The organism is Alkalicoccus halolimnae, assembly GCF_008014775.2.
GTDB classification, from domain to species: domain Bacteria; phylum Bacillota; class Bacilli; order Bacillales; family Salisediminibacteriaceae; genus Alkalicoccus; species Alkalicoccus halolimnae.
Genome location: NZ_CP144914.1, coordinates 1,096,282 through 1,114,103 on the forward strand (window position 1 = coordinate 1,096,282; position 17,822 = coordinate 1,114,103).

Below are 17,822 nucleotides of genomic sequence, written 5' to 3' on the forward strand. Positions count from 1 at the left end.
GTTTTTGAGCGCGGCAGGTGTGCCGCGAAGTAAAATGATTTATAATAGATAAGACTAGAAAGTATGGAGAGGGGACATGCCTGTATGACAGCTCAGCAAAGGCTGAAAGAGCTTTCGAAACAGGATAAAAAAACAAGATATCTACTCATGCTTGTGTCGACGGCCATTGGGCTGACGATTGTGGCACAGGCATATTTTATTGTAGCAGTGGTCGACAGGATTTTTCTGCAGGGGGCCCCTTTTTCAGACATCATTCACCTTTTGGGCGGTGTGCTCCTTTCACTGGGACTCCGGGCTGTACTGCAATATGTGAATAATCGAACAGGCGAGAAAATGGCGGCAGAGATGAAACAGAACTTCCGCCGGCGTCTTCTCCGGAAATATGCAGGAAACCCTGTACAGGCTTCCGCAGAAGGACAGTCCGGATCCAAAGTAAGCGTCATGCTGGATGCCGTCGACGAGCTGGATGCCTACTTCAGCCAGTATTACGTAGTTATGATGCAGTCTTCCCTCGTACCGCTTATCCTGCTTGGAGCCGTGTTTTATATGAACTGGGTTTCCGGATTGATTCTTCTTATTACAGCACCTTTTATTCCGATTACAATGATAATTATCGGAAAAAATACGCAGAAGAAATCAGACGAACAAATGGAAAAACTGAATGCCTTTTCAGGGAAATTTTTAGATATACTTCAAGGACTGTCGACTCTGAAACTTTTCGGCAGAGCGAAAAAACAGGAGAAAGAAATTGAACAGAGCAGTCTCAACTACCGTGACGCTACGATGGATGTTTTAAAAATCGCTTTTTTAACTTCGCTTATGCTGGAGTTTATTTCCATGCTCAGTATCGCGCTCGTAGCGCTGGAAGTTGGTCTGCGTCTGGTTGTATACGATCAGCTTTCTTTCTTTATTGCTTTTTTCGTGCTTATTCTTGCTCCGGAATTTTTTGCGTCACTCAAAGAAATGGGAAGTGCTTTTCATTCCGGACGCGGGAGCATGGCAGCAGCGGAGAGAATTTATGCAGAACTGGATAAAGAGGAAGAAACAGTTGCATGGGGAGACAAGGAAGTACCTGCGAAGCCTTCTCTTACTTTTCGGGAAAGCAGCTTCAGCTATGACGCGGAACGATTTGAGCTTGGTCCGATAAACGCCCACGTGGAGGCAGGCTCCCATGCGGCCGTAATAGGACGGAGCGGCTCAGGAAAATCAACGATGCTTCAGCTCGTGTCGGGTCTGCTGCCTGTCAAAGGAGACCTGCTGATTAACGGGGAACCGCTTTCCGTATACAAAGAAGAGTCGTGGTACTCACAGCTTGCCTACGTAACCCAGCATCCTTATCTGTTCTCTGGAACACTCAGGGAAAATATCATTCTTGGCACCCCGGAATACGTCGGAACCGACCTTGACGCGGCTGTGGAAAAAGCAGGTCTTACCGAAGTGGTGGAGCAGCTTCCAGACGGACTGGAAACACTGGTGGGAGAAGGTGGAAGAGGACTTTCCGGAGGGGAGAAGCAGCGTGTGGCTCTCGCCCGGGCTTTTATGAAAAAGCCGACCTTTCTATTATTTGATGAGCCGACAACAGGACTCGATGTGAAAACGGAACAGGTGCTCCAGCGTTCGATTGAGGAGCTTTCGAGAAATGCAACCGTTCTTACCGTTGCTCATCGTCTCCATACGATTAAAAAAGCGGATCAGATCCTGCTTCTGGAGAATGGGCGTGTCCATGCTTCCGGTTCCCACGACGAGCTGCTTGCAGGAAATGATGCTTACCGGCAGATGGTCAACGTCCATGAGGGGGTGCAGATATGAAACAGATTACAAAACTGTTAATGGAGGAAAAGAAAGATATTTACCTTTCCGTTCTCTTTGGGTTTCTGGCAGCGATGGGAGCGGTAGCCCTGTTCGCAAACAGCGGCTATCTTATTTCATCTGCCGCGATTATGCCTCCGTTGTACGTTCTGACTGTTTCAATAGCCCTTTTAAAACTGTTCAGTTTCTCCAGAGCGCTGAGCCGTTATGCGGAACGGCTTTATTCGCACCGGGCTACGTTTACGATGCTCAGCTCGGTCCGAACGCATTTTTTCCGGCGCCTGGAGCCTCTTGCACCGCGGATTTCTCAGAAATTTAAAAGCGGGGACCTTCTTTCCAGAATCGTCGGAGACGTAGAGAGTCTGCAGAATTACTTTTTAAGAGTGTATTATCCGCCGCTCGTGATGGCAGCCGCTTTCTTAGCAACGATAGCATTTACGGCTTACTTTTCTGTTATCACGGCAGCTATTCTTATTCTTGGAGTGCTCGTAACCGGCTGGTTTCTCCCGGCGTGGTTTTCCGTCCGCCAGAAAAAGAAAGCAGAAGACGTACGGCAGGCAAGAGGGAGTGTTTCTACGGAGGCGACGGAATTTCTGTACGGTTTTCGTGACTTAAAGCTTCATCAGCAGCTTGATAAAAAAGAAGCGATGCTCATGGATGAGTCCGCAAAGTACGTAGATGAACAGGCCAGAGCCTCAAGGAAAAGACTGGCGAGCCGCACGTGGAATCAGGGAGCCGCTTTTGTCGTTTCCTGGCTTGTACTTACTATCGGCGCCCTGCTCGTCACGATGGGCCAGCTTGACGGAATTTTTCTGGCTATGCTCGTGATGGTCAGTTTAACAGTGTTTGAAAATGTGACACCGATGGCTGCGTACCCATCCTATAAAGAAGAAAGCAGACAGGCAGCGGGGAGGCTTGAAAACGTGATGGAAGACGAAACGTCTAAAATACCGGACAAGACAGACCCGCAGCCTTTTCCATCGGGGATACCGGACGTATCTTTTCAAAACGTTACGTTTACTTTTCCAGAAGAAGACCGGCCTGCATTAAGAAATATCAGTTTCACGATTGAAAAGGGCTCCAGAACAGCAGTCGTCGGTGCAAGTGGTTCCGGTAAATCGACGCTGCTGCAGCTTCTATTAAGCATTTACCTGCCGGATCAGGGGGAAGTGAAATTTGGAGATCTGTCAACGAACCGTCTTCAGGAAGAAGAAATATGGCAGTCGGTTAATGCTGTGCTTCAGGATCAGCACTTCTTTTATGGAACGATAAGAGAAAATCTGCTTCTTGCAAAAAGCGGGGCAGAAGATGAAGAACTGAGAACGGTGCTGGACCGGCTGAAGCTGGAGCACCTTGACCTGAATGAAGCTGTCCAGGAAAAAGCGGGCAACCTCTCCGGAGGCGAACGGCAGAGGCTGGGACTGGCCCGGGCCCTGCTCCGTAACGTGCCGGTGTGGCTTCTCGACGAACCGACGTCCTCCGTCGATGCGGCGACGGAAAAGCACGTTCTTGAGGAAGTTTACAAGGAGGCATCGGAAGGGACGATGATCGTTGTGAGCCACCGCCTTCAGGGACTGGAAGAAATGGACCAGATTCTTGTAATGGATGCAGGAGCAGTCGTAGAATCCGGGACGTATCAGGAACTGATGAAACGACGCGGCGTTTTTTACAGCATGAAAGAAACCGAAGCAGAGTTGTTTATGACTGGTTAATTGGCAAGGGAGCTTCTCCAAAAGGTTGACGGAGGAAGCTCCCTTCCTGTATCTGACAAGAAAACATATACCGTTTTTAAAGCAGGTGAGTCGGGAACAGGAACCAGAGAAGATGACCTTTTTTCTGGAAGGGCTACCTTGAAAATAAAGTAGAAAATAGGTGAACGTGCGCTTTCGTTTCCATGGGGACGCTTTCCGGGCCGGCCTCAGCTAATTCCGTCCTCCCTGCGTTCGGGCGGAGTGGGGCTCGTCCTTATTCGCCCCATGTCCACTCCAGCGCCCAGTAAAAATACGGAGCAGGATCGGCCTTCTAATAAAGAAACCCCCTTCTGCCTATCCTTTATTCGACCTTTATAGAGGGGGGCATTCCATTCCTAATAGAAGGCCATTTTCATGCCTTATGGTGCCGCCATCCTGCATAAGTGTCTCTGTTAAAGCTCCGTTTTGTTTTCGGGATGCCTGCGGCTCCTCCACGGCATGTCAGTTGAAGCGAAGTTTCTACGTGTATCAATAACAGCCTTTAGCACAGCTTATGAAGAAGAGCGACCAAGGTTGAATCAGAAGAAAAGGAGTGGTCAGAAATGAAGCAGTCAGAATACATAGAGAATGATGCAGCAGGCCTGGCGGAAAAAATGAAAAACGGAGACGTCTCGGCAGCGGAAGTGTTTCAAGCTTTTCAGGAAAGGCTGGAAAAAGTAAATCCATCTTTGAATGCTGTCGTCCGCACCCGTCTGGAAAAAGCGGAAAAAGAAACGTTTTCAAAAAATGCTCCCTTAGCCGGTGTGCCTTTTTTAACAAAGGATCTCTCCCAGGCAATAAAAGGAGAACGTCTTACAGCTGGATCGAAGCTTCTAAATAAACAGGCAGACAGAAATTCCTATCTCGTCGATGCTTTTCAGAAAGCAGGACTGCGCATAGGAGGGCAGACGAATACTCCGGAATTCGGATTGAAAAATATTACTGAACCAAAGCGGTTCGGCCCTGTCAGAAATCCGCACGATACGAGTTTCAGTGCCGGAGGTTCAAGCGGCGGAGCGGCAGCTGCAGTAGCAGCGGGAATCGTTCCTACTGCCGGTGCAAGTGACGGCGGAGGATCGATTCGGATACCTGCTTCTTTTACGGGAATTTTCGGTTTGAAGCCGACTAGAGGAAGAACACCGGTGAGCCCTGGAAGCGGCCGGCAGTGGCAGGGAGCTGCTGTCGGATTCGCCGTGAGCCGGACCGTAAGAGACAGTGCTGTCCTGCTGAAAGAAACCCAGACGCTGCAGCTTGAATCTGCTTTTCCATTTCCTGAAATCGATGAAAGTGATTTTGTGGTAATTGGAGAGCCTGTAAAGAAAAAGCTGCGTATCGCTTTTTCATGCGCATCTCCTCAGGGCACCACGGTCAGCAGGGAAGCCAGACAGGCTGTTCGTGAAACGGCTTCTTTCTTGAAAGACGAGGGACATAACGTGGAAGAAGCAGCTCCTGAGATAAACGGGACTTCCCTTATCGAGCAGTATTACTTAATGAACAGCGGGGAAATGGCGTCAGTGACGGAGCAGCTCGAAGCAGCTTTTGGAAGAAAGCTGGACGATGAAGAACTGGAGCTTGAATCGTGGATGCTTAAAGAAGCGGGCAGGTTTGTGACGGCGGCTGCCTATACACAAAGTCTCCAGGCATGGGATACAGCTTCTGCTGCCGTACACGATTTTCACGACCGTTACGATATTTACCTGACTCCTGCAGCAGCTTCCTCTGCTCCAAAAGCCGGGGAATTAACATACAGCAGGGACAGTGAATCAGCCTTACGTGAAAAAATGAAACAGACGCCAAACAAACAGGAGCTCATCTATGAAATGTTTGCTCCTAGTCTCGCCTATACCCCGTTTACTCAGCTTGCCAATTTAACAGGGCAGCCGGCAGTGTCCATGCCTTTAGGAGAGGATGATAAAGGCATGCCGATAGGAGTTCAGGCGATGGCTGCAAAAGGAGAGGAAATTTTGCTGCTTCAGGCAGCGGCTATGCTGGAGCAGTCGTCCCTCTGGAAGCAGCGTGGGGCAGTGACTCCGGAACCTCTATCTGATAAATGATAAAAAGACTGCAGCAGTCGTGTAATTTAAATCATAAGCTGGTTACGAAAGTTAATTTCCAGCAGAATATTACCTGGTGAAAGGATGGTTCATATGTATTTACCAGTCATCGTTATTCTTGTTGGAATAATGATTTGTCTCATTGGAGGAGTCTCCTATCTGCTTTATCGTCACCGCCTGAAAAAGTAAACAGCGGAGGGATACATACCCGTATGTTTATAAATATGACCTTTTCTTATGCTTTTCATAAAATCAGACTTAAAAAGGCTGTGTTAAAAGGTCTATCGAGACAGCCTGGAAAGCACGCGCGGAGCTGGACAAGGTGTTAAAAAGCCTGTTAGACGTGGATTTGTCTAACAGGCTTTTGTCCGTGCGAAGCCGTGCCTTATATCCTTATGAGGGACGGCTTCGCTTTTTCTTATTGTTTCATCAGCAGAAGGTATCTTTGGATTTAGGGACTGATAATCCGAACAAAGGACGCAGGAATAAAGCGAAAAATGTTCCGAGAAGTGCCATGACAGCCCAGAGGTAACCGTGAAGGCTGAAGGATGCAATACCGCCGAAGTAGGCGCCGATGTTACAGCCGAAAGCAAGCCTTGCACCGTAGCCCATAAACAGACCGCCGATTACAGCTGCTGCCACGTTTTTTCCGTTAATAGAAGTAAATTTAAACAAACCGCCCGCAGCTGATGCGAGGAATGCACCGATGATGACGCCGAAGTTCAGGATAGTCGTGGCATCAGAGAAAATTGAAGCTTCGAGTGCTGCAGCGCTTTCTCCCTGCCAGTATCCCCAGGAGGCTACATCCATGCCTGCAAAAGAGGCTGCTTTTGAACCCCAGAGAGCGAAAGCGGACGTGATCCCCCACGGTTCACCCCGGGTCATAAGCGTCAGGGCATTTAATCCAGCTAGCCCAATGGCGGCTGCAAACAACGGCCAGGAGCCGCGTAATATTCTCTTGAAGCCGTTTGTTGACGGTACCGGAGCAAGCGCCGGGGCATTTCTTTTTCTTTCTATAACGAGCGTAATCCATGCAATAAGTGCAAATAAAATAATGGAAACGAGCCAGGCGCCTCCATAGCCGAGTCCGGTGGATTCTGCTAAAGAAATCGGCTGGGTACTCGGCATCTCTTCTGTCCAGAACGGAAGGTGGGCCGCTCCAATGACGGACCCGACGATAAAGAAGAGTAACGTGACGAACATAACCGTACGTCCGCCTCCAACAGCGAATAAAGTGCCGGAAGCACAGCCGCCTCCCAGCTGCATGCCGATCCCGAAAAGAAAAGCACCGAGAACGACGCTTACCCCGAGTGGAGCTACATACCCGCTTACTTCTACATCAAAAAACGAGATGCCGAAAGCGAGAATGGGAGCAAAGAGTGTCACCGCTGCTGCAAGCATCACCATGTGGGAGCGGATCGCCTTCCCGTTTCCGACAGCCATAAAACGCCGGAAAGCCGAAGTGAAGCCGAACCTGGCATGAAACAGCGTATAACCGAGAAGCAGGCCGATCAGAAGCAGCACTGGCTGCATTGGTTCCTGCGTAGCGAATAAAAAGACGGCAAACAGGGCAGTCAGAATAAGGCCTCCGGTAATTAATTTCATTTGTGGCTGGTCAAGCACAGTGGAGTCACGTTTTTCTACATCCTCCTGTGCACCGGCGGAATGGACATACGTTTCAGCCATCTATAAAACCTCCTAAACTTAGTTTGATAATCGGGATTACGAACGTATCTTACTCTTTCGTATTGTTCTTGTCAAAGAAGAAAGTTTGATATGATAAAGAAAGGGAATAAGGAGAAAAGATTATGAAAGGGTGATAAATGTGGACTTAACTTACAAAGTAGAAACAGTAAATAAAGAAAAAGTAACGCTTGATTCACTCACAGGGGAAAAGCCATCTATTATTTTATTTGTCCGTCACCTTGGCTGACCAGTGTGCAGGGAACACCTCGCGCAGTTGCGTGAGAACGATGATGTATGGAAGAAACATGGAGCAGAGCTGGCGGTTATTACACCATCGGCGGGGGATTACAATGCCCAATTTTTAGAAAAATTCGGACCGTATCCTTTTCCTGTTTATGGAGATCCGCGAAGAAAAGCCTACAAAGCTCTGGGACACGTGACGATGCCTAAGCTGAAGCTGTTAACAATGGCAGCTGCCGGTGGAGTTACCGGAAAAATTAAAAACTTTCTGCCGAAGGAAAAGGGACAGAGAAAATTCGTTGCTGACTCTATGAAAATCCAGGATGTCTATATCCAGGGAGGTACATGGATCTTTAATTCAGACTCAGAGCTCGTCTGGAATCATATCGACAGCTCCCCGGAAGACTATGCTTCATTGGAAGATATTGAGCAGATTCTTGAGCAGATAAAATAATTCGTATGACGAAAGGTTTCATATCAGTGAAGAAGGGAAAACTGTAGTAAATACTTTTCTGAATGGAGGTGTGCACAATGAACAAGCAGGTAGTAGCTGTCCTGCAATCTTTAAAACATAAGGACGGGGTTCTGCGTGAGCTGGAATTAAAAGGGTTTTCCAAAGAAGATATCGAGATTCTTCATAAAGAAGAGGAAGGAGCTTCCGAATATTCCGGATTTTTCAAGCAGGGGGACTACGTTGTTATCGTTGATTCTCAGAAGGAAATCGGACACATTCCGGTAGAAGAGGAAGATACGCTTGATGAGCACCGGACCCCGAAAGGCCATCACCACCATCCCCATCATCAGATGAAGCAGGGGTTGTAACTGAATAGTCATCATAATGAGACTGACCCGCATCATTTCGGGTCAGTCTCATTTTCTGCTTATAAGAAGTTGGCTCATCAGCGATATTTAAGGCGTTACATGATAAAATAGAAATTGCAGTGATCAGAAAACTGTGGAATTTCTGCAGGGAGGTCTGCCTTTATGATGAAAGGTAAACAAGAGCGCTCTACAATAGAGCAGCCGCAAATATTGAAACTGGTCGAAAATGTAGAAAAAGTTGTCGTCGGTAAGCGCCGGGAAATAGAGCTTAGTTTAATTGCTATTTTAAGTGGAGGGCACGTGCTGCTCGAAGACGTACCTGGAGTCGGTAAAACGATGATGGTTCGTGCCATTGCCCGTTCGCTTGGAGCTGACTTCAAGCGGATCCAGTTCACTCCGGATCTGCTCCCGTCAGATGTGACCGGCGTGTCTGTATTTAATCAAAAAACGATGGAATTTCAATTCCGTCCCGGTCCGGTAATGACGAACATAGTTCTGGCTGACGAGATCAACCGGACCTCGCCAAAAACGCAGGCGGCCCTGCTGGAGGCGCTGGAAGAAGGAAGTGTAACAACGGATGGAGAAACGCGGGAGCTTCAGCAGCCCTTTTTCGTGATGGCCACTCAAAATCCAATCGAATACGGTGGAACCTATCCGCTTCCGGAAGCGCAGCTGGATCGTTTCCTGTTTAAATTCCAGATTGGGTATCCTACGAAATCCGAAGAGCTGGAAGTGTTGAACCGGGTGGAAAAACAGCATCCAATTGAAACGCTGCAGTCGGTAATGGAACTGGAAACCCTTCTTTCCATGCAGGAGGAAGTGAAAAAAGTTTATGTGCAGAAAAATGTAAAAGAATACATTATCTCTATCGTGAATGCGACCCGTCATCACCACTCTGTCTACCTTGGAGCAAGCCCGCGGGCGTCAATTGCTTTGATGAAGGCAGGGCAGGCGTTCGCTTATATTCAAAACAGAGATTACGTCATACCTGATGATATTAAATATTTAGCTCCATTCACCCTGCGGCACCGCATCATGCTAAGCTCCGATGCCAAGCTTTCCGATACGACAACGGAACGCATTGTAAAGGACGTTATCGATCAGGTGCGGATCCCTGCCGGCAGTGAGCAGGCTCAATGAGAAAAATATGGGGAACAGTTAAACCGGTCCTTCAGCTGCTGACCGCTGTCCTTCTGCTTATTTCCCTGTTCAGCTATGCTATGTTTCAGGGGAATTTTGTGAGCTGGTTTTTATTTTACACGGTTGTTACGTTGATCGTGCTTATAACTGCCTATGCAATGATTCCTCTCGGTAATTTTCATGTGGAGCGGAAAAGTGGCCAGGGAGCCATGCAGGCAGGGAATGGGCTTACGGTTGAGATCCAGATTGAGCGTTCCTGGCTTTTTCCTTTTTTATATTTAGCCGTTGAAGATGTTACCGAAGAATCACTGACAAAACAGCTCCCCTACCAGGCTTCTAAAATTATTTTTTACCCTACGATGAAAAGGGTGCTTACTTATAGTTACACTATTCCAAATTTAAAAAGGGGGAAGTACCATTCCTACGGAGTGAAGCTTTCCACGAGTGACATCTTTGGTTTTATCAAAAAAGAAAAGTTTGTTTCGATGCCTTCCGAGCTGCTTGTTTATCCGAAATATTATAATATTGAACAATGGGAAGCCTATGAGAAGCATGACTCGGAAACCTCCATAGCACTGCAGGATTTTATAGAAGACCGTACTTCCATTGCCGGGGCGAGAGAATATGTCCCGGGGGATAAGCTGACGAGTCTGGACTGGAAAGCAACGGCAAGAGCGAATAAACTGATGACGAAAGAATTTGAAGATTACGTCGGCCAGAATTTTCTGGTTGTCTTTAATAACAGCGTGCCGGACACTTCTTTTGCGGTGTCGGATGCTTATGAAAAAGGGATCGAACTCGTGACTTCCATCATTATGTATGCCCAGAGAGAACAGCTGCAGCTCGGCTTCTGGTCTTTTGGAAAAGAAGGAAAAAGATTCCCTTTCGGGGCAGCCTCGGAACAGCAGAAAAACATGGTTTCCTACCTGGCACAAACCAGTCCGGATGAAGCAAATCTTTTCACAAAAAATTTGAAAAAGCATGAAGATGAAATTCCGGGAGGCGTAACGCTGATTATTGTTTCCGTGGAACTGACAGATGATATGCTTGATCTGATGAGAACTCTGCTGGCCCGGCGGGTGAACATCCTTTTTGCGCTGATGGACAAAGGCAAAGAGGTGGATGCCTGGGAATATAAGCGGTTGAAGAAGCTCCGCGAAAATGGGGCGGACGCTTACCTGCTGGCGAATGGTTTTTGGGCGGAAAGCACGTCGAAGGTTGAGGGTGATTAAGTGAAGCGGTTGAATTCGAAGTCGATGTCCTCCATTACACACTTTTTTATTTACGCGCTGACGCTTCTTCTCGTATGGGAATGGCTGCGTCCGATTCCGGTTATAACAAACACGGGTGAAATTGAACTATTCGTATGGTTTACATTCGCAAGTGCCCTGCTTATTTATCTGCGTCTGCCTGTCTATGTGACAGCGCCTGTTTTACTTGCAGGAAGTATTTACGGGCTGCATCTTATTTTTTTCGAAGGAAGCTTTTTGTCGAGAGAGGGGGGCATGGAAACAGTCCGTGCCTTATCAGCGGAAATTGGAGCTAACGTGAGTCTCATTATCAACGGGAATTTTGCTGAACTTACCGACCTGTTCCGCTCTTTCCTATTATTTATGCTGCTCGCTCTTATCTGCTATCTTCTCTACTACTGGGTGCTGTATAAAGGGAAAGTTTTCCTGTTTTTACTTAGTACAGTTGTTTATATTACTATCCTGGATACTTTTACTCCTGTAGATGCTTCCCAGGCGATTATCCGCATTATTATAATTGGTTTCTTTATGCTTACCCTGCTCCAGATGCTGAAGGTGCAGGATGAGGAACGTGCAATAGGCAGGAGGAAAAAAGCCTTTTTCTCCCCTGCATGGATGTATACGCTGATCGTTATCATCGGCATTTCTGTAGCGGCAGGACTGCTCGCACCGAAACCGGAACCTCAGTGGGCGGATCCGGTACCGGCTATGCGGGTACTTGTCGGAGCAGAAGGATCCGGCGGCGGAAGCGGTGTGAGCCGTGTCGGCTACGGGGAAAATGACGAGCGGCTCGGAGGCGGTTTTGTTCAGGATGAAGGAACTGCTTTTCGGGCTGAGGCAGACCGCGATTCATACTGGCGCGGGGAATCCAAAGAAGAATACACGGGTCAGGGATGGGTTTCGGAGCCGGTCTATGTGGAATCCGAACTGATTTATGAAGATGCTGTTGATTTTCCATTGTATAGAGATGAAGCGGACCTGGAACAATCAGAAGTTTCCATAGAAATGGCGGAAGAAGCTGATTTCGGCCTTCTGTTTTATCCTGGTCAGCTCCGGGATGTCTCCGATGTAGAGGCAGAAGCCGGCGGGAATTCTCTTGAAGAAAACGACCTCCAGTTTTATACAGACGTCGAAGCAGGAAGAGTTCAGGGGGAGGCCCGTAACGGGGGAGATGTCCGTTTCAGCAGTTATGATATTGAGTACGATGATGCCTCCTTTAATCTGGAAAGCCTGAGAAGTTCATCGGAAGAAGATCCTGAAGAAATTGCTGAACGGTATACGCAGCTTCCGGATGATCTTCCTGAGAGAGTCGGGGAGCTGGCAGCGGACATTACAGAGGAGTATGACAACCGCTACGAAAAAGCAGAAGCGGTCGAAGCTTATTTTTCGGATAACGATTTTGAATACAGGACAGATAACGTTCCAGTACCGGATGAGGGAGAAGATTACGTTGACCAGTTTCTTTTTGAGACGCAGGCTGGATACTGCGACAATTATTCCACCTCGATGGCCGTCATGCTGCGGACACTTGATATCCCCACGCGCTGGGTAAAAGGCTTTACTTCCGGGGAGGAAATCGAAGAGCTGGAAAACGGCAATACTGTATATGAAGTGACGAATGGAAATGCCCATTCCTGGGTGGAGGTTTACTTCCCGGAAACCGGATGGGTTCCTTTTGAACCGACTCAGGGATTTACGAACTATGCAGAGTTTGAAGAAGAAACCCCGGACGTGGATACAGATCAAAATGAGTCAACGAATGAAGCTGAAGATCCAAACATACCGGAACCTGACGGATCAACAGACAACATGCTTGAAGAGGGAACAGATACGGAAGAAGGAGCAGGCGGGGCTTCAGGAGAAGATTTCACCCTGTTCACGATGAAAAATGTATTAATTTCCCTGCCTCTGCTCATCTTCATAATGCTCGCATATCAAAAACAGAATGTATTCCAGAATAAATTCTTTTTGTACCGTTACCGGATGCTTGGCAGTGATGCCAGCTTTACAACGGCGTATAAACGGCTGCTCTGGATTCTCGCAAATGAAGGACTGCCGAGGGCGAGTGGAGAAACGCTCAGGGAGTATGCAAAACGGGTGGATCTTGCTCTTAGCTCCCGGGCAATGACAAAGCTCACGAATACCTATGAGAAGATTCATTACGGCGGTAAAGAGCCGGACGGAGAATGGGAAGCCCGGCGTAAAGACTGGGAAGAAATTGTTAAGTCATTGAACGCTTGACCTCTTCAAAAGCGGCTGATACAATCATACAGTATTTAATTCAAGATCGGTGCCTCATATATCCTTGAGAATATGGCTCAAGAGTCTCTACCGGACCACCTTAAATGGTCTGACTATGAAGGCAGTTTTTCAAGGGCTTACCGGCTGGAAATTCTGTCTTCGTATTTTTTTATGCGAAGAAAGAGTTTTCCAGCTTTTTTTATGTCCTTCAAGGAGGAAAGAGAGGGGAAGAATGATGGAGATTAATGAAAAAGTAATTGTACTCGATTTCGGCGGGCAGTATAACCAGCTCATCGCACGGAGGATACGTGATCACGGTGTCTTCAGCGAACTGGTGACAAATAAGATTACCGCACAGGAAATTAAAGAAATGCAGCCGAAAGGCATTATTTTATCAGGGGGCCCAGGGAGTGTGTATGCAGAAGGAGCTCCAAAGTTTGACCCGGAAATTTTTGAGCTTGGTATTCCGATACTCGGTATCTGCTACGGCATGCAGCTCATGACCCATTATTTTAAGGGGAATGTGGAAGCGGCCAACCACCGCGAATACGGAAAAGCTACTATCGATGTTCAGCGTGAATCTGCGCTGTTCAAAGGACTGCCGGTCCAGCAGTCTGTCTGGATGAGCCACGGCGATCTCGTCATGGCTCCTCCGGAAGGATTTGCGATGGATGCTACAAACGTGTCCTGTCCTGTCGCTGCTATGAGCGATGAAAACAGAGGGCTTTACGGAGTGCAGTTTCATCCGGAAGTAAGAAACACGGAATTCGGCAGTGAAATTCTGCATAACTTCATTTATGAAGTGTGTAAGTGCGCCGGGGAATGGTCGATGGAAAACTATATCGATATGGAAGTAGAGAAAATACGTGAAAATGTCGGTGATCGCAAAGTGCTCTGCGCCCTCAGCGGCGGAGTGGATTCTTCGGTAGTGGCAGCGCTGGTACACAAGGCAATCGGAGACCAGCTGATCTGCATGTTTATTGATCACGGCCTGCTTCGCAAAGGAGAAGCAGAAAGTGTAATGAAAACGTTTGGGGACGAGTTCGATATGAATCTCGTGAAAATTGACGCCCAGGACCGATTTTTATCCAAACTTTCAGGTGTGAGTGACCCGGAGCAGAAGCGGAAAATTATCGGCAATGAATTTATTTACGTATTTGAAGAAGAAGCAAGCGGCCTCAAAGATGTCGATTTCCTTGCGCAGGGGACACTTTACACCGATATTATCGAAAGTGGAACCGACACTGCTCAGACAATTAAATCGCATCATAACGTCGGCGGCCTTCCGGAAGACATGAAGTTTGATTTAATCGAACCGTTGAACACGCTCTTTAAAGACGAAGTTCGAAAAGTCGGTGAGGAACTAGGGATGCCGGATGAAATCGTCTGGCGTCAGCCTTTCCCGGGTCCGGGACTTGGTATCCGCGTCCTTGGCGAGATTACAGACGAAAAGCTGGAGATTGTCCGGGAATCCGATCATATTCTCCGCGACGAAATCAAAAAAGCGGGACTAGACCGCGAGATCTGGCAGTACTTCACGGCGCTGCCGGACATGCGGAGCGTAGGTGTGATGGGGGATGAACGGACGTACGACTATACAGTCGGCGTACGGGCCGTTACTTCTATTGATGGAATGACGTCCGATTGGGCCCGTATACCTTACGACGTACTCGAAAAAATCTCCACGCGTATTGTAAATGAAGTTAAGCACGTCAACCGCGTCGTGTATGATATTACGTCGAAGCCGCCTTCCACAATTGAGTGGGAATAAAAAGCTAATAACGAATGTGTGAAGTTTTTTTACAACAATCATTCGGAATTTGCATTGACAGCTGAAAATCATCCTGATAAACTTGATTTCGTTATGAAAAAAATCGAATGTTCGTATAAAGTTGGGAATATGGCCCGACAGTCTCTACCGGACCGCCTTAAAAGGTCTGACTACGAACAGTGAATTATTGGGAGAGAAGTCTATTCCACCTATTTCATTGTTCCATCAGACGGCGTTAAGAAGCTGTCCCGTATTTCCATACGGGGCAGTTTCTTTTTTATTGGCTCTGTTAAAGCTCCGTGTCGTTTTTGGAAAGTCTGCGGCTTTCCTGGCTTCCGGGATGATCTGCGTACCTTAAGATCTTTTAGAGACCTTTCCGCCGGAAGAACGATACGAACGTTACGATTACTTATTAGATGGAGGAGTGACCTGCATGAACCGCTATTTTCGCTTTGATGAATTAGGAACGAATTACAACAGAGAAATACTGGGCGGGCTGACAACTTTCCTCGCCATGGCCTACATTTTATTCGTCAATCCATCGGTTCTCGCACCGACGGGAATGGACGAAGGGGCCGTTTACGTAGCCACAGCTCTTGCCGCAGCTATCGGGACGATCATGATGGGTGTTGTGGCCCGTTATCCGATTGCACTCGCACCGGGTATGGGACTGAACGCATTTTTTACATATTCCGTCGTTATTGGTATGGGGATTCCCTGGGAAACAGCCCTGCTTGGAGTATTTGTTTCTGGTATTATATTTATTATTATTACTTTAGTAGGCATACGTGAATTTATCATTAATGCGATACCAGCTGAACTGAAATATGCAGCCGGCGCCGGTATTGGACTGTTTATTGCTTTTATCGGTCTGCAGAATGCAGAAATTGTTGTTATGTCGGAGGCTACGCTCGTCGACATCGGAAATCTGGGAGCGCCGAATACGCTGCTTGCTGTTGCCGGTATTTTTATCACTGTCATTTTCATGAGCCTCGGATTCAAAGGCGGTATTTTTTACGGAATGGTTCTGACGGCACTGATTGGTGTGGCTGCAGGGGTTATTGCAACACCGAACGCGATTGTAGGCTCTGTCCCGAGTCTTGCTCCTACATTCGGAGCTGCTTTTACCCCGTTTGCTGAAATGGGGCTCGGGGAGATTTTTACAATTGAATTGATGATTGTCATTCTTACATTTCTATTTGTAGACTTTTTCGATACGGCAGGAACGCTTTATGCCGTAGCTCATCAGGCGGGCTTCACAAAGGATAACAAGCTGCCGCGTGCCCAGCGTGCCCTGCTTGCAGATTCCTCGGCTACATCGATCGGGGCTGTGCTTGGTACTTCGACGACGACGGCTTATATTGAATCTTCAGCTGGTATAGCTGCGGGAGCAAGATCCGGATTTGCTTCGGTTGTCACAGGTATTCTCTTCCTCATAGCTCTATTGTTCTCACCGCTGCTGGCAGTCGTTACAGAGTCGGTAACAGCACCGGCGCTGATCATTGTCGGTGTGCTTATGGCTAGTGCTATCGCCAACATCGACTGGAAACGATTCGAAATTGCGGTGCCGGCTTTCTTCACGATGATTGCTATGCCGCTTACCTACAGTATTGCAACCGGTATTGCGCTGGGCTTTATCATGTACCCGATCACGATGGTATGTAAAGGCAGATATAAAGAAGTGCATCCGATTATGTATGTTTTGTTCGTCGTATTTATTTTGTACTTTGTTTATCTGGGAGAATAATAAGAAGCAGCTCTGCCGGGAGAAGATGGCAGGGCTGTTTTTTTGTATGAAATGAGGTGTTTGGAAAAGGGAGCCTCTTAAGCAAGGAAATCCCGAGAGTCGAACAGATTTGGCTGTTTGCCGCGAATCTGCGGTTCCTTTTCCTGACCGCTGAATGAGCTTTGAAAAACGGCGGATTAAGTACTTTATAGTTCCCTTTTTTCATAGTTACAGGGGCAAAAATTTTAAAATACTTAGCTGTGTTAAAGCTTTAACAGAGCCATTCATTCAAAAACTTTGCACTATGAGGCATGAAAATGGCCTTTCCCTCTATACAGTTAGAATCAATGATGTTCAAGAAGGGGTTTTTAGGAGAAGACAGATGCTGCCCGGTCTTTTTACCATAAGCCGGAGTGGGCATGGGGCGACTCCGGGGCGGTCAAGGCCGGGCTGAAGATCCATTTCTTCCAAACCGAAGGGCGGAAGAAATTAGCTGAAGCCGGCCCGCCCGGAAAGCTTCCCCATGGCAGCGAAGGCGGAGGCTCATCGCTTAAATGCTTTATTTTCAAGGTAGCCAAATACTTAAACAGTCTTCATTGAAGCGTATGATAAAATAAAACGGAAATGTTATAGAAAGGAAGAGATGAATGAGCAGAAAGAAAAAGTTTTACGTTGGGGAAAAAGAAACGATCGGTGAATGTCTCGACCGGATGAAACTCGAAGGATACACGCCGGTGCGCCGGATGGAAGAACCCGTCCTGAAAGAAACAAAAAAAGGAGTGGAAACAGCCTATCAGCGGATCATATTTGAAGCGGAAAAGCTGAATGAATAGCTTAGTTTTTATATTTGAATTAATTTCATCATATACTTTCCAAGTTATCTTAACGAACGTTTTAGCAATTTATAGGTTGAATATTCGTATATAAAATCCAATGATTGAAACGGCAGACGGCGGCTCCGGAGGGATGAAGACGAGCCCCGCGGAAAGCAACGTCTGAAGTGGAAATCATTCACTATGTTCGAAATCCTTTTCTTACAGCGGCTTATGAAATTGATTCATTTAACGTTCATTATCGTTATTAGGAGGAAACTTTGCACCAGCTTGGCGAATTTTCCCACCAGAATGGATAAAATTTGATGTACGTACAAAAGACGAACGATAAATAGTATTAAATCATCAAATGTTCGAAAATAGTTGACCTTCCCTATCGAGAATTGATATGATTACGGTAGATTAATACGAAACCTCATATAATATCAGGAATACGGCCTGAGAGTTTCTACCTGCGACCACAAATCAGCGGACTATGAGGGACGAGATACATTTTTGGAATAATAGAGGTGCAGCAATT

General features: G+C 47.2%; 12 protein-coding genes and 3 riboswitches. Of the genes, 11 read left to right on the plus strand and 1 reads right to left on the minus strand.

Annotated elements, in window-relative coordinates; genetic code table 11:
- The first annotated feature begins 84 nt into the window (after positions 1-84).
- From cydD to FTX54_RS04880, 3 genes are all read left to right on the plus strand, one after another.
- A complete protein-coding gene (gene cydD / locus FTX54_RS04870; RefSeq protein WP_147803186.1) occupies positions 85-1,809 on the plus strand; it encodes a thiol reductant ABC exporter subunit CydD in 1,725 nt (574 codons plus the stop codon).
- On the plus strand, positions 1,806-3,521 hold the full coding sequence (gene cydC, locus FTX54_RS04875; protein WP_147803185.1) for a thiol reductant ABC exporter subunit CydC: 1,716 nt from the start codon (positions 1,806-1,808) through the stop codon (positions 3,519-3,521). Before cydD ends, cydC begins: the two co-directional genes overlap by 4 nt.
- Positions 3,522-4,102: 581 nt before the next feature.
- On the plus strand, positions 4,103-5,593 hold the full coding sequence (locus FTX54_RS04880) for an amidase family protein (protein ID WP_147803184.1): 1,491 nt from the start codon (positions 4,103-4,105) through the stop codon (positions 5,591-5,593).
- A gap of 429 nt (positions 5,594-6,022) precedes the next feature.
- Here FTX54_RS04880 and FTX54_RS04885 read toward each other — a convergent pair whose 3' ends face one another.
- A complete protein-coding gene (locus FTX54_RS04885) occupies positions 6,023-7,279 on the minus strand; it encodes a YeeE/YedE family protein (RefSeq protein WP_147803183.1) in 1,257 nt (418 codons plus the stop codon).
- Positions 7,280-7,553: 274 nt separating this feature from the next.
- Here FTX54_RS04885 and FTX54_RS04890 point away from each other — a divergent pair, with 274 nt between their 5' ends.
- The 8 genes from FTX54_RS04890 (at position 7,554) to FTX54_RS04925 (ending at position 17,302) form a co-directional block, all read left to right on the plus strand.
- Complete coding sequence (locus tag FTX54_RS04890; protein ID WP_246125580.1) at positions 7,554-7,973, plus strand: peroxiredoxin-like family protein; 420 nt, start codon at positions 7,554-7,556, stop codon at positions 7,971-7,973.
- Between the two features lie 77 nt (positions 7,974-8,050).
- Positions 8,051-8,341: a hypothetical protein gene (locus FTX54_RS04895; RefSeq protein ID WP_147803181.1), complete on the plus strand. Its 291-nt coding sequence runs from the start codon at positions 8,051-8,053 to the stop codon at positions 8,339-8,341.
- 165 nt (positions 8,342-8,506) lie between these two features.
- Positions 8,507-9,481, plus strand: coding sequence for an AAA family ATPase (locus FTX54_RS04900; RefSeq protein ID WP_147803362.1), 975 nt, complete (start codon positions 8,507-8,509; stop codon positions 9,479-9,481).
- Positions 9,478-10,713 carry a DUF58 domain-containing protein gene (locus tag FTX54_RS04905; RefSeq protein ID WP_147803180.1) on the plus strand — a complete coding sequence of 412 codons (1,236 nt, stop codon included), beginning with the start codon at positions 9,478-9,480 and terminating at the stop codon, positions 10,711-10,713. The genes FTX54_RS04900 and FTX54_RS04905 overlap by 4 nt, the downstream gene beginning before the upstream one ends.
- Complete coding sequence (locus FTX54_RS04910; RefSeq protein ID WP_147803179.1) at positions 10,714-12,972, plus strand: transglutaminase domain-containing protein; 2,259 nt, start codon at positions 10,714-10,716, stop codon at positions 12,970-12,972.
- 34 nt (positions 12,973-13,006) lie between these two features.
- Positions 13,007-13,108: riboswitch (purine riboswitch) on the plus strand.
- Between the two features lie 96 nt (positions 13,109-13,204).
- Positions 13,205-14,743, plus strand: a complete 1,539-nt coding sequence (guaA, locus tag FTX54_RS04915; protein WP_147803178.1) for a glutamine-hydrolyzing GMP synthase — start codon at positions 13,205-13,207, stop codon at positions 14,741-14,743.
- Between the two features lie 91 nt (positions 14,744-14,834).
- A riboswitch (purine riboswitch) is annotated at positions 14,835-14,936 on the plus strand.
- 240 nt (positions 14,937-15,176) lie between these two features.
- The gene (locus FTX54_RS04920) at positions 15,177-16,490 is read left to right on the plus strand and encodes an NCS2 family permease (protein WP_147803177.1); all 1,314 of its coding nucleotides are present in this window, start codon (positions 15,177-15,179) and stop codon (positions 16,488-16,490) included.
- A gap of 626 nt (positions 16,491-17,116) precedes the next feature.
- A complete protein-coding gene (locus FTX54_RS04925; protein WP_147803176.1) occupies positions 17,117-17,302 on the plus strand; it encodes an NETI motif-containing protein in 186 nt (61 codons plus the stop codon).
- Between the two features lie 395 nt (positions 17,303-17,697).
- Positions 17,698-17,798: riboswitch (purine riboswitch) on the plus strand.
- Positions 17,799-17,822: the final 24 nt, after the last annotated feature.